Source organism: Rhodococcus sp. 5G237, assembly GCF_053764735.1.
Genome location: NZ_JBSNCD010000004.1, coordinates 299271 through 312106 on the forward strand (window position 1 = coordinate 299271; position 12836 = coordinate 312106).

The window sequence follows — 12836 nt, forward strand, 5'->3', positions numbered from 1 at the left end:
AGCGACCTCCGTCGGACAGGCTCTGTGCAAGCCCGAGGCGAGTTCTCACCGCGACCCCGACGTTCTCACCGGGACCCACAGCAGGCCGACCGCCTGCGCATGATCCAGCCCGCACCGGACGGCACGAATCCACGCCGACAGGAGACCGCAATGAGCACACGTACGAGCACCACCCGCAGGATCATCACCGACACCGGGGCACTCTCACGAGCCGGTGCGGCGACCGTCGCCCGAGCGCCGCGCTACCGCCTCGACGTCCACTCGCCGTCCCGTCGCTGCAGTGTCCTGCGGGCGAAGGGCGATCTCGACATGACCGCCCGAGCGGAGTTCGCCTCCACTCTCGGCGACCTCGCACACTCGGGCGACCACGTCGTCGTCGACCTGTCCGAGGTGACCTTCATGTACTCCGAGGTCGCCTCGGCACTCGCCGACGCCGATCACATCCGGCCCGGCCGTTTCCACGTCGTCGCACCCACACGTCAGGTGCGCATGCTGCTCGAGATCCTCGCTCCCGACCTCGACGTCACCGAGGACGACCTCGTGGGGAGCGTGTCCGCCGCCTGATACGGCGACGAACGCCCTCAGCGGGTGGGGCCGCCCGTGATCAACCCCCACACGTCCCCGGCCTCGCCGGCCGCGGCGAGCAGTTCGGAATCCCACGACGCGACCGTGCCGAATTCGCTGCGCCACGACAGGATCCGGTTGGCGTGCCGATGCAGCTCGTGTTCCATCGTGAAGCCGATCGCACCGAGCGCCTGATGCGCGTTGCGGGCGACGACCGAGGCCGCATGTCCGGCGCACGACGCGGCCGCTGCGATCGCGAAGCGGGTCGACGCGTCACCGAAACCTCCGGCGAGAACGGCATCGACTGCGCCATCCGCGGCGGCGTGCACGAGCGAGGCCTCGGTGGCGATGTCGGCGACGAGCGCCTGCACCGCCTGGAACTTGCCCAGCGGACGACCGAACTGCACGCGCGCGGTGGTGTGTTCGACGACGAGCTCGAGGATCCGATCCATCGCACCCGCGGTGGCCAGTGCGCGGACGAGCGCGCCCCGGTAGCGGAACTCGTCGGCGGTGCCCGCCGGAACGTCGCGTCCCGACAGTGCCGACAGGTCGACGCGCACGTGATCGCGAGGCTCCGCGGCCAGATTCACGGCCTCGACGATCTCGACGTCGTCGCGTGCGACATCGGCGATCTGCCATCCCTGCGGCGACTGCCACAGCACGACGATCGAATCCGCGAACCGGCCCCACGGCACGTGGCGCGCGCGGCCGTCGGCGTCGAGCACCGCAGCGGTGCGCACGGCCGGCGCCGCATCGAGGCCCGCCTGTTCGAGGAGCCAGCCCGCGAGCAGATCGTTCTCGGCGACCGGCACGGCAGCAGCGGCGCTGCCGGCGGCTTCGAGCAGCAGTGCGGCCTCCAGCCATCCCGCGCCGCTTCCGCCGCTCTCCTCCGAACCGGTGAGCCGATCGAGGCCGAGCTCGGTGAGGGTGCTCCACAGGGCACGATCGAGTTCGACGACCTCACCGATGCGGTGATCGTCACCCGAGGTGAACACCTCGGACAGCATCTGTGCGAAGTCGCGCAGTTCCGTCGACTGCAGTGCGTCCTGCCCGCTCATCTCATCCCCAATCCTCGTGCGATGACCCCGCGGAGGATCTCGCTCGTGCCGCCGCGCAGTGTGAAGCCCGGTCGTTGCATGACGCCTGCCCGGACGAGCTCGGCCAGATGTGTGTCGGCCGCGGTGTATCCCGCGATCTCGTCGGCGAGGTCCGCCAGGTCGCCCTCGGTCTTCGTGCCGAGTACCTTCACGACAGACGCCGCGAGTTCGGCGTTCTCGCCGCGTTCGAGGGACTCGGAGACCGCGGTGGACATGCGGTGCAGGCCCGCCATGCGCCCGATGGTCGCTCCGATGCGGGTGTCCGCTTCGACGCTGCCGTCGGCCACACCGTGTACGAGGGATTCGAGCACCCCGAAGGTCGACAGGAAACGCTCGGGACCGCTGCGCTCGTAGCCGAGCTCACTCGTCACCTGTTCCCAACCGGCACCGATCTGCCCGAGCACCAGGTCGTCCGGGACGAAGACGTCGTCGAGCAGCACCTCGTTGAAGTGGTGGTCGCCGGACATCGACAGGATCGGGCGGATGGTCACGCCCGGGGAGTCGAGCAGCACGATGAACTGGCTCAGCCCGTCGTGGCGGTGCGCCGGATCGAGCGGTGCGGAGCGCGCGAGGCCGAAGAAGGCGTCGGCGTGGTGCGCCCCGGACGTCCACAGCTTGGTGCCGGAGATCCGCCACCCGCCGTCCACCTTCGTGGCCTTCGTCTTGACGCTCGCGAGGTCGGATCCGGAGTCGGGCTCGGACATGCCGATGGCCCAGCAGATCTCACCGGCCGCGATGCCCGGCAGGAACCGCTTCTTCTGTTGCTCGGTGCCGTACTTCAGCAGCGACGGTGCGGCCTGGCGGTCGGCGACCCATTGGGCGGCGACCGGAGCACCCACCGCGAGCAGCTCCTCGGTGACGACGAAGCGTTCCATGAAGGTGCGTCCGTGTCCGCCGTACTCGACAGGGATCGTCATGCCGACCCAGCCGCGAGCGGCGAGCGCGCGCGTGAACTCGGGGTTCCATCGCGTCAGCCAGGTGTCGATGCCCGGGGTGAACACGCCCGCGTCGATCTGTTCCTTCAGGAACGCCCGTACCTCGGCACGGAGTTCCGTCAGTGCCGGGTCGGGGGTGCCCGCCCTCGGCACGAGTCGTGCACTCATCGTGAATCTCCTTCTCCACCGGTGATGGTGGGACACAGCAGCGCCAGCGACAGGTCCGCGTAGCGTTCGGCGATCTCGTCCGGGCCGTCCGGGCCCGCAGGGTCGTACCAGTTGGCGATCGCCGAGACCATCGCCAGGATCGACCGGCGGCAGTCGTCGGGGTACTTCGTGGTGAAGACGCCCTGTGCGACACCGCGATCGATGATGTCGCGGATCCGTCGCCGACCGGCGCGCCGGCGTTCCTCGTACAGTCGCGCACCCTCGGGTTCGAGGTTGCGCACCTCCGTCGCGATCATGCGACCCTGCTCGGGGAACTGGGTGCGGAAGATGACGTTCCCCTTGACGAACGCGCGGATCTGCTCGACCGGATCGTCGCCGACGCGGGCGAGTTCGGCGTCGCAGACCGCGTCGTAGGTGTCGACGCCGTCGAGCAGGATCGCCAGCAGCAGATCCTGTTTGTTCTTGTAGTGGTAGTACAGGGCGGACAAGCTCACGCCTGCCTCCTGCGCGATCGTCCGGATCGACGACGAGCCGTATCCGTTGCGCACGAACTCCTTCCGGCCCGCTTCGATGAAGACGCGCTGTTTCGGCGACAGCACTCTCACGACAATGCTCCCGTGTCGGCGTACTGCGCGATCAGCTCGCCGAGCCTGCCCTTGACCATCTTGCCCGTCGGCGTGCGCGGCAGTTCGTCGACGAACCGCACGTGCCGGGGGCACTTGAAACGCGAGAGGCGTTCCCGGCAGAACCCGATGATCTCGTCCTCGAGCTCGTCTGATCCCGCTGACTCGGGGACGAGCTGCACGAATGCTTCGACACGTTCACCGCGGTCCGCGTCCGGCACACCGACCACCGCGACATCCGCGATCGACGGGTGCAGCGCGAGCACGTTCTCGATCTCCTGCGGGTAGATGTTCACCCCACCCGAGATGATCGTGAACTTGTCCCTTCCGGTGAGGAACAGATAGTCATCTTCGTCGAGATATCCGATGTCGCCGGTCGTGTACCAGTTGCCCTCGAAGGGGTGCCTGGTGGACGCCGTCTTCTCCGGATCCTTGTGGTACTCGAACGAGAAGTCGTCCCGCTCGAAGTAGACGGTGCCGATCTCCCCGGTGGGCAGCCGGTTGCCGTTCTCGTCGCAGATCCGCGCCAGGCCGAGTGTGCCCGGGCCGCCGGTCTTCCCGACCGTTCCGGGCTTGTCGAGCCACTCCTGCGGGGTGACGAGGGTGTTGCCGATCGCCTCGGTCGCGGAGTAGTACTCGTAGACGATCTCGCCCCACCACCGCATGAGTTCCTGCTTGACCTCGACCGGGCACGGCGCCGCCGAGTGCAGCGCGCACCGCATCGACGACAGGTCGTAGCGCTCGCGGACCTCGCGGGGAAGTTTCAGCAGGCGCACGAAATGCGTGGGCACCCACTGGCTGTGGGTCACGCGATAGCGCTCGATGCACGCGAGACTGAGCTCGGGATCGAACCGGTCCATGAGCACGACCGTGCCGCCAAGTGCCTGCGTCGACACGCTGTACCGCAACGGCGCCGAATGGTAGATCGGTGCCGGCGACAGGTAGACGGTGCTCTCGTCGAAGCCGAAGCGGCGCACCTGTTTCAGCAGCGGCGAACCCGGCTCGTCCCCCACCTGCGCACCGGTGAGCGCGGGCTTGATCCCCTTGGGGCGGCCCGTCGTACCCGAGGAGTACAGCATGTCGCTGCCGCGAGGCTGGTCCGCCATGGGGGTGACGGGAAGACCGGCCACCTCCTCTTCGTACACGAGATGTCCGGGCACCCGACCTCCGAAGGCGACGCGGTGCGTCACCTTCGGGGTGAGCGGCACGATCGCCTCGGCGAGTTCGGTGAGAGGCGCCGAGACGACGAGCACCTTCGCGTCGCAGTCGTCGACGATGTACGCGGCCTCGGCGGGTGCGAGGTGCCTGTTCACCAGCGTGATGTAGACACCGGAACGCAGTGCACCCCAGTACAGTTCGAACACCGTCAGGTCGTTGACGGTGATCACCGCGATGTGGTCGCCCCTGCCGACGTCGTGCGCGCGCAGCCAGTGCGCGAACCGGACGGACGCGTCCTCGAGTTCCCGATAGGTGAGCGTCCGTCCGGTCGCGGCCTCGTGCACGGCGGGCCGGTCCGGGGCGACCGCGGCGTAACGGCCCGGGTACATCCCTACAGCCCCAGATCCTTGGAGATGATCGTCTTCATGACCTCGCTGGTGCCACCGTAGATCCGGGTCACGCGGGTGTCGGCGTACAGCCGGGCGATGGGGTACTCGGTGATGTAGCCGTAGCCGCCGTGCAGCTGCAGGCACTTGTCGATGACGCGGCCGGAGACCTCGGTGCAGAACAGCTTCGCGCGGGCCGCATCGGCGACCGTGAGTTCCTTGCGGTCGAGCAGTTCGAGGCAGTGGTCGACGTAGACACGCGCGGCCTGGGTCTCGGCCGAGCACTCGGCGAGCACGAACTTGGTGTTCTGGAACGAGGCGACAGGCTTGCCGAACACCTTGCGTTCCTTGGTGTATGCGATCGCGTGCGCGATGGCGGCCTCGGCGAAGCCGACCTGGTTCAGGGCGATGCTCAGACGCTCCTGCGGCAGGTTGTGGGTGAGGTACCCGAAGCCCGCGCCTTCCTCGCCGAGGAGGTTCTCGACCGGCACCTTGACGTCGGTGTACGACAGTTCGGCGGTGTCCTGCTGGTGCAGGCCGATCTTGTCGAGCTTGCGGCCCACCGCGAAGCCCTCGCTGTCGGTGGGCACCGCGATGATCGACAGGCCGCCGCGGCGGTTCTCGGGATCGAACGGGCTGGTGCGGCAGACCGTGAGGATGAGGTCGGCGGTGACGCCGCCGGTGATGAAGGTCTTCGCGCCGTTGATGATGTAGTGCGTGCCGTCCTCGGACAGCTTCGCCGAGGTCGCGATGTTGGCGAGGTCGGAGCCGGTGCCGGGCTCGGTCATCGCTATCGCGGTCATGATCGAGCCGTCGGCGAAGCCGGGCAGCCAGCGCTGCTTCTGCTCCTCGGTCGCGTATTCGAGCAGGTAAGGCAGGATCAGGCAGGCGTGCACGGTGTAGGAGCCGAACGAGACTCCCGCGCGCGCAACCTCTTCGAAGACGATCGTGTTGAACTTGAAGCTGGACTCGCCGCCTCCGCCGAACTCCTCGGGGACCTGGATTCCCAGGATGCCGAGTTCGCCCAGCCGACGGAAGAACTCGCGGGGCGGGCGACCCATCTCGTCCCATTCCTCGCGATGCGGCGCGACCTCACGTTCGATGAAGTCGCGCACCATCTTCCGGAACTGCTCGTGTTCTTCGGTGAAGATCGTCCGCTGCATGGCTTGTCCTCTGGGGTGTGGGGGAAGGAGAGGGGAAGGTCAGTTGCCGGTGAAGTTGCCGGTGCGTCGTTCGAGGAACGCCGAGAGGGCTTCGCGGTGGTCCTCGGTGTGGTGCGAGAGCGCCTGGAGGGAGGCCGACAGTTCGAGGAGCGTGTCGAGATCGACGCGCTGACCCTCGCGCAGCAGCTTCTTCGTCATGCGCAGGGCGTTCGGGGGGTTGACGGCGACGCGGGCGGCGAGCGCGTTCGCGGCGTCGAGGAGCTGCTCGGGTTCGACGACCTGCGAGACCATGCCCCAGTCGAGGGCGGTCGCGGCGTCGACGCGGTCTCCGGTGAAGGCCATCTCGGCAGCGCGCGCCGCACCGACCGCGCGCGGCAGCAGCCAGGCGCCGCCGTCACCGGGGATGATGCCGAGCTTGACGAAGCTCTCCGCGAAGAACGCCTTCGACGAGGCGATCCGCATGTCGCACATCATCGCGAGGTCGCAGCCGGCGCCCACGGCGGGTCCGTTGACCGCGGCGATGATCGGGACCTCGCAGTGGTAGATGGCCCGGGGCAGGCGCTGGATGCCGCGGCGGTAACCCTCGCGCAGGGCGTGGGGTGCGCCGCCGAACATGCCGCGACGCTCGTCCATGTCCTTGACGTTGCCGCCGGCGGAGAAGGCCGATCCGGCACCGGTGAGGATGACGACGCGGGTGTCGATGTCGCGGTTGGCCTCCTCGACGAGCTCGACGAGACGGTCGACGACGTCGTCACCCGAGATCGGGTTGCGCGCCTCCGGAAGGTTGATCGTCCAGGTCACGACGTTTCCGTCGCGCGTGCTCAGTACGACGTCCTGCGAAGTTGCCATTGCGGTCGCGGTCCTTCCGGTAGCCAGTGTGTGGCTCGCACCATAATTAGGTCGAACGATCGTTCAAATTACGGGGCGCGTCGGATTCTGTAAAGACCCAACGGGCTCGTGCCTCAGTCGGGGAGGCTCACGTTCGATTCGGCGATTCTTATGGCTACCTCGTCCGGGAAGATGTTCCGGAAGACGAAGGGATCACGGCCGAGCACCCAGCCCGGCGCCAGCGCGGTCGCATAGCGCTCGAAATATCCGAGCTGCTTCCCGAACAACACGAGCTCCTCGGGAGTCGACGTGTTCCACTTGCGTCCGAGCGAGACGAGCGCACCGATCAGCTCGCTGAGCCGCAACTCCCCCACGTCCTGACCGAGCAGCGGACCGAAGATCTCCGCCACCTGCCGGCCGACCGCCGCGTCGTCGACGTCGAGGTCGGCGGCGACACCGAGCGCCCGCACACTCTGCGCGACCGCGGTGAAGTCCCCGTCGAGCAGCGCGGCGCGGAACAACGCCCGCAGCAGTGCGCGCCACTTCTCGGGCAGTTCGCCGACGATGCCGAAGTCGAGCAGCGCGACACGTCCGTCGTCGAGCAGCCAGAGATTGCCCGCGTGCACGTCGCCGTGGAACGGGCCGTGACAGAGCACCGCCTCCATCCACACCTTCACTCCGCGGCGTACGAGCAGGGAGGTGTCGAGCTCGTCCTGTCCCGGCACCACCCGGTCGACGGGCTTGCCCTGCAGGCGCTCCATGCAGATCACCCGCGGACCGCACCACTGCCAGTACACCTCGGGCACCGTGACGTAGGTGTTGTCGCCGAAGGCGGAGATGTTGCGGCGGAAGCGATCCTGACGCTCCGCTTCGACCGCCGCGTTGAGTTCGGTCATCGTCGCGTTGTAGAGATCGCGGATGATCCCCGGCGTGTTCGCGATGCGGAAGAACTCGAAGAGCTGCAGCAGCTTCGCGCCCATGTAGGCGGCGCGCAGATCGACGAGCATGCGATGCGCGATCCCGGGTCGCTGTACCTTCACCACGGCCCGGCGGCCGTCGCGCAGCACGCACCCGTGCACCTGGGCCACGGACGCCGCGGCGAGCGGCACATCGTCGAACGACTCGAACATCTCGTCGATGCGGTGTCCGAGATCCTCCTCGATCACCGCGCGGGCCTGCTCGGAGGGGAAGGTCGGCACGTCGTCGAGCATGCGCAGGCACGCGTCGGCGAGCGCCGCGGGGAACAGTCCGGGCGACGAGGCGATGAGCTGGCCCAGCTTCACGAAGGTCGGCCCGAGATGCTCGAAGGCGTCGACGGTGCCGTGCGCGGCCGCTTCGACGACGCTGTGCTGCCGGGGCCGGACGGTCCACCGCAGCACCGCCCACACCACGAAGGCGATCAGGACGGCGGCGACGACCACTGCCCGTCCGAGCTCGGCCGGACCGAACCGGTCGAGCGGAGGCCGCTCGACGTCCAGGGCACCGGGTGGAAGACCTTCGGCGAAGGGGCCGACGGGCCCGTTGCGCTCGGGCCTGCTGTGCCCCTGCGCTCCGGATACGCCTTCGCGCAGCGTGTACTCGTGCACGACCTGTCCCCACTCCGTCCACCACGCGCTCACCTCGGCGCGACTTCGTGCACGGTACCTGCATCCGGCGCCCCGATCGAGACCCGGCGATCATCTGTCTTCTGTCGGTGCCCCCGACTACTCTCTGACGGGTACCGGATTCGGGTCCGACCAGCCGGGGGTATCGCGCTCATGACCGAACAACTGCTCGAAGAATCTGCCGGTTCGACATCGACGTCGACCGATTTCATGGAACTCGCCGAGCCGTTCCGTCGCGAACTGCTCGCCCACTGTTATCGCATGAGCGGGTCGCTGCACGATGCGGAAGACCTGGTCCAGGAGACCTATCTGCGCGCCTGGCGCGGTTACGAGAACTTCGGCGGCCGCTCCTCACTGCGCACGTGGTTGCACCGTATCGCCACCAACGTGTGCCTGACGGCGCTCGAAGGTCGCAGTCGCCGGCCGTTGCCCACCGGGCTCGGCGCGCCCAGTTCCGATCCCACCGACGACCTGGTCACCCGCCCCGAGGTGCCGTGGCTCGAGCCGTTCCCCGTCGGGTACGCCACCGACGACCCGTCGGATCCCGCCACCATCGCCGCCTCCCGCGATTCCGTCCGCCTCGCGTTCGTCGCCGCTCTGCAACACCTGTCCGCCCGCCAGCGCGCGGTCCTGCTGCTCCGCGAGGTCCTGCAGTGGCGCGCCACCGAGGTCGCAGCCGCGCTCGACACGTCGACGGCGGCGGTCAACAGCCTTCTGCAGCGGGCACGTGCGCAACTGAAGGACGCCCAGGTCCGCGACGACGACCTCGCCGAACCCGACAGCGCCGAGACCAAGGCGTTGCTGCAGCGCTGGGTCGACGGCTTCGAGAAGTACGACATCGATTCGCTCGTCGAGATGCTCACCCAGGACGCCGTCTGGGAGATGCCGCCCTTCGAGGGCTGGTACCAGGGCCCCGAGGCGATCGTCACCCTCATCAAGCAGAAGTGCCCCGCGAAGGGCCCCGGCGACCAGGTGCTGCTTCCCACCGTGGCCAACGGCCAGCCGGCCTTCGGGCTGTACATGCGAGGGGAGGACGGCCGCCACCACCCTTTCCAACTGCAGGTGCTCGACATCGTCGACGGTAGGGTCACGCACGCCACCGTCTTCTTCTCCGACGACACCGCCGGGTTGTTCGCCAGGTTCGGGCTGCCGGAGGACCCGGCAGCCCGCTGACGTCGAAGGTCACGCCTCGGCAGGCGCAGCTTCCGTGGCGTCGGCCTGCTGAGCGGCGGCCATGTCCATCCACATGACCTCCCAGACGTGGTTGTCGAGGTCGCGGAACGCCCGCTGGTACGCGTAGTCGCCCATGTCCTCCTTCGCCTTCTCGGCCCCGGCGGTCACCCATTCGGTGCCGCCGGCCGCGATCGCGCCGTCGACGAGCGTGTCGACACCTTCGCGACTGTCGGCCGAGACGCACATCAGCACCTCGCGGGCCTTCGTGGTGTCGCAGATGTCGTCGTTGGTGAACATCCGGAACATCTGCTTCTCGAGCAGCATCACGTAGGTCTGGTCGTTGATCTTCAGGCAGGCGGCGTTCTCGTCGCAGAACGACTCGTCGAACGTGAATCCGAGCTTGTCGAAGAATGCGCGGGTGGCGGTGATGTTCTCGACGGCGAGATTGACGAACAGCATGCGCGACATGGTTTCTCCTGTGTTCGGTTCGTCCTGCGGGGACGCGGTGTGGGTGTCACGGATACAGACCGGCCACCCCGCGAGAACTCATCGCACACCCGGAAGTTTCTCGGAGCCACGTGATTGTCACTGCTTGCCGAGCACCCAGACCGGGCCCGTGATCAGCCAGATCACCGTGATCGTGGCGAGGGTGGGGAAGATTCCGTACAGCGCCGAGGCCTGTTCGCCGTTCGCGACGGTCGACCCGAGCCCGAGCACGGCGGCCGCGCTGATCCCGGCTGCGAGCAGCCATCGCCCGAAGTCCGCACATTCCTTGCGGAAGGCCTCCGGGCCTTCCTTCGGAGCGCGTTCCGGTTTCGCACCACCCGCGAAGTGGTAGGCGAACCGCCGGTCGGCCCACCGGACGACGCTCGGGCCGAAGGCGACACTCACACCGAGATAGATGCCGGCCACACGGTGGACCCAGCCGACCTCCGCGCCGTTGTGCAGATCCACGGCGACGGCCGCGAGCAGGACGACGTCGATCAGCGGGATCAGGGCGAGCAGCACCGCACCCGTCCTGCCGAGCCGGAGCAGATACCGGAACACGAGTCCGGCCGCGAGCACGACCCAGAACGCGATCTCGCATCCGACGATGAAGGCGGCGATGTGGCTGAACATGACCTCAGAATCGCGCGCATATCCCCACGCGCGCGTCGCCCGATGGGCGGCAGATGCCTCATCACTTCGGGTGACGCCGACCCTGATCCTCCCCCGGTTGTGGTCGAATCGTTGCTGTGGACAACCGTGAATCCGAGATTCGAGTGGGATTCGTGAACCCGCGGTACAACTCCCTGCTCGTCGCCCTCGCGTACTTCGCGGGTGGCGCACTGTTGTACGCCCTGGATCTCGGTGTGCTCGTCGAGGACCGGCCGCCGCAGCCGCTGTGGGTGTGGCTCGTTCTGCTCGCGTGCGTGTGTGCACCGATGACGATGCGCCGCACGCGACCGCTTCTCGCACTCCTGCTGGGTACGGTTCCGGTACTGGTCGACCTCGTCGTCGGTCCTTCGCTGCCGGTCTGGATCGCATACGGCGACCTGTTGTATGCCGCAGCGCTCTTCGGCTCGGCGCGGACCAGTCGCTTCCTCGAACGCGCCCCGGTGGTCCCGATCGTCGTCGGCGCCGTCGCGCTCGGTGTGTACTTCGGAGAACTGCGCATCGCCGTGTGGGCCGTGTCGATCGCCGCGCTCGTGATCGTCGTCCCGATCTGGTGGGCCCGATCCGTCCGCACACATAGGGACGCCGCCGAGATCGAACGGGCACGCGCCGAGGCCCTCTCGCGGGTCGCGGAACTGGACCGTCGCGCCGCCATCACCACCGAGCGGCAGCGTCTGGCCCGCGACCTGCACGACGTGGTGGCCGGGCACCTGTCGTCGATCGCGATCCAGAGCGAGGCCGCGCTCCGCCTCCGCGATTCCGATCCCGACAGAGCGCTGACCGTGCTCGAGTCCGTGCGCTCCGGCAGCGTGGCCGCCCTGCAGGAGATGCAGTCGATGGTGCGCCTGTTGCGCAGCGACGACACCGACGACGAGATCACCACGGCGGGTCGTCTCGCCGACCTCGAACCGCTCACCGCCTCCGCACGTGCCGCCGGCACCTCCGTCCGGATCGACGGTCGTCCACCCGCAGACCTCGACGCGGAGGTCGATCTCACGGCCTACCGCATCGTCCAGGAGACCCTGACGAACGCGGTCAAGCATGCACCCGGACGGCCGGTGACCCTTCGTTTCGACGACACCGACGGCCGTCTCGGGATCGAGGTGGTGAACCCGATCGGCGACTCGGATCCCGCAGACCCGTCACCGGCCCGCGGCGCCGGGCACGGCCTGCGCAACATCGCCGAACGCGCCGCCGCGGTGGGTGGGCACGCCCGCTCGGGTCGCGACGGGAACGAATGGAGGACATACGTGCAACTGCCGCTCGCGAGGAGGAGCACGACGTGACGATCAGGGTGTTGCTCGCCGACGATCACAGCGCCATCCGCGCGGGCCTGCGGCTCCTGCTCGATACGAGCGAGGACATCGAGGTGGTGGGCGAAGCCGCCGACGGCGCCGTCGCGGTGTCGCAGACGCGCGCGCTCGCCCCGGATGTCGTCCTCATGGACATCCGCATGCCGCATGTCGACGGGATCGCCGCGACCCGCACCATCACCGAGGAGACGAGCGCCCGGGTGCTGGTGCTGACGAGTTTCGAGATCGACGAGTACGTCTTCGAAAGTCTTCGTGCCGGGGCGGCCGGATATCTCCTCAAGACCGCCTCGGCGGATGCCATGCTCGACGCGATCCGGGCGGTGCACTCCGGGGAGTCCGTGCTCTCACCGCAGGTCACCCGAACCGTCATCGACGCGTTCGTCTCGAAATCCGCTCGGCGGGAAGGTGTTCCGGACGGGCCGGATTTCGACGCCCTCACCGCACGCGAACAGGAGGTCTTCGCGTGTCTGGGCGAGGGACTGTCCAACCGCCAGATCGCCACCCGTCTCGGCATCGGTGAGAACACGGCGAAGACGCACGTCGCCCGGGTGCTCCACAAACTCGGACTGCAATCGCGGATCCAGGCGGCCATCCTCGCCCGGGACATGCCCGATCATCGGCTCTAGGATCAGGGATGCACCAGGATTCGACAACCGACTCCGAAAGCGC

Annotated in this window: 13 protein-coding genes; 4 read left to right on the forward strand and 9 right to left on the reverse strand. The window is 68.1% G+C overall.

What is annotated here, in order from left to right:
• The first annotated feature begins 150 nt into the window (after positions 1-150).
• The gene (locus ACWPOC_RS10815) at positions 151-564 is read left to right on the forward strand and encodes an STAS domain-containing protein (RefSeq protein ID WP_455408609.1); all 414 of its coding nucleotides are present in this window, start codon (positions 151-153) and stop codon (positions 562-564) included.
• 17 nt (positions 565-581) lie between these two features.
• Here ACWPOC_RS10815 and ACWPOC_RS10820 read toward each other — a convergent pair whose 3' ends face one another.
• The 7 genes from ACWPOC_RS10820 to ACWPOC_RS10850 all read right to left on the reverse strand — a co-directional run bounded on the left by ACWPOC_RS10820 (position 582) and on the right by ACWPOC_RS10850 (position 8493).
• On the reverse strand, positions 582-1622 hold the full coding sequence (locus tag ACWPOC_RS10820; RefSeq protein WP_455408610.1) for an acyl-CoA dehydrogenase family protein: 1041 nt from the start codon (positions 1620-1622) through the stop codon (positions 582-584).
• Positions 1619-2764 (reverse strand): acyl-CoA dehydrogenase family protein, encoded by a 1146-nt coding sequence (locus ACWPOC_RS10825; RefSeq protein ID WP_455408611.1) that lies wholly within the window; start codon positions 2762-2764, stop codon positions 1619-1621. The genes ACWPOC_RS10820 and ACWPOC_RS10825 overlap by 4 nt, the downstream gene beginning before the upstream one ends.
• Positions 2761-3369: a TetR/AcrR family transcriptional regulator gene (locus tag ACWPOC_RS10830; protein WP_271039172.1), complete on the reverse strand. Its 609-nt coding sequence runs from the start codon at positions 3367-3369 to the stop codon at positions 2761-2763. Before ACWPOC_RS10830 ends, ACWPOC_RS10825 begins: the two co-directional genes overlap by 4 nt.
• Positions 3366-4934, reverse strand: coding sequence for an acyl-CoA synthetase (locus ACWPOC_RS10835; protein ID WP_455408612.1), 1569 nt, complete (start codon positions 4932-4934; stop codon positions 3366-3368). The genes ACWPOC_RS10830 and ACWPOC_RS10835 overlap by 4 nt, the downstream gene beginning before the upstream one ends.
• 2 nt (positions 4935-4936) lie before the next feature.
• Positions 4937-6094, reverse strand: a complete 1158-nt coding sequence (locus tag ACWPOC_RS10840; RefSeq protein ID WP_455408613.1) for an acyl-CoA dehydrogenase family protein — start codon at positions 6092-6094, stop codon at positions 4937-4939.
• Positions 6095-6133: 39 nt separating this feature from the next.
• Positions 6134-6943, reverse strand: a complete 810-nt coding sequence (locus ACWPOC_RS10845) for a crotonase/enoyl-CoA hydratase family protein (protein WP_455408614.1) — start codon at positions 6941-6943, stop codon at positions 6134-6136.
• Positions 6944-7056: 113 nt separating this feature from the next.
• Entirely contained in the window at positions 7057-8493 is a 1437-nt protein-coding gene (locus tag ACWPOC_RS10850) for an ABC1 kinase family protein (protein ID WP_455408732.1), read from the reverse strand.
• Positions 8494-8679: 186 nt separating this feature from the next.
• Between ACWPOC_RS10850 and ACWPOC_RS10855 the strand changes: the two genes are divergently transcribed.
• Positions 8680-9699 carry a sigma-70 family RNA polymerase sigma factor gene (locus ACWPOC_RS10855; RefSeq protein WP_283479360.1) on the forward strand — a complete coding sequence of 340 codons (1020 nt, stop codon included), beginning with the start codon at positions 8680-8682 and terminating at the stop codon, positions 9697-9699.
• A 9-nt stretch (positions 9700-9708) separates the two neighbouring features.
• On the opposite strand, the gene ACWPOC_RS10860 is transcribed toward ACWPOC_RS10855, so the two are convergent.
• Positions 9709-10167 (reverse strand): VOC family protein, encoded by a 459-nt coding sequence (locus ACWPOC_RS10860; protein WP_106201166.1) that lies wholly within the window; start codon positions 10165-10167, stop codon positions 9709-9711.
• 117 nt (positions 10168-10284) lie between these two features.
• Positions 10285-10818 (reverse strand): hypothetical protein, encoded by a 534-nt coding sequence (locus tag ACWPOC_RS10865; RefSeq protein ID WP_283479358.1) that lies wholly within the window; start codon positions 10816-10818, stop codon positions 10285-10287.
• A gap of 116 nt (positions 10819-10934) precedes the next feature.
• On the opposite strand from ACWPOC_RS10865, the gene ACWPOC_RS10870 reads away from it, so the two are divergent.
• Complete coding sequence (locus tag ACWPOC_RS10870; protein WP_120280458.1) at positions 10935-12140, forward strand: histidine kinase; 1206 nt, start codon at positions 10935-10937, stop codon at positions 12138-12140.
• Entirely contained in the window at positions 12137-12793 is a 657-nt protein-coding gene (locus ACWPOC_RS10875; RefSeq protein ID WP_455408615.1) for a response regulator, read from the forward strand. Before ACWPOC_RS10870 ends, ACWPOC_RS10875 begins: the two co-directional genes overlap by 4 nt.
• Positions 12794-12836: the final 43 nt, after the last annotated feature.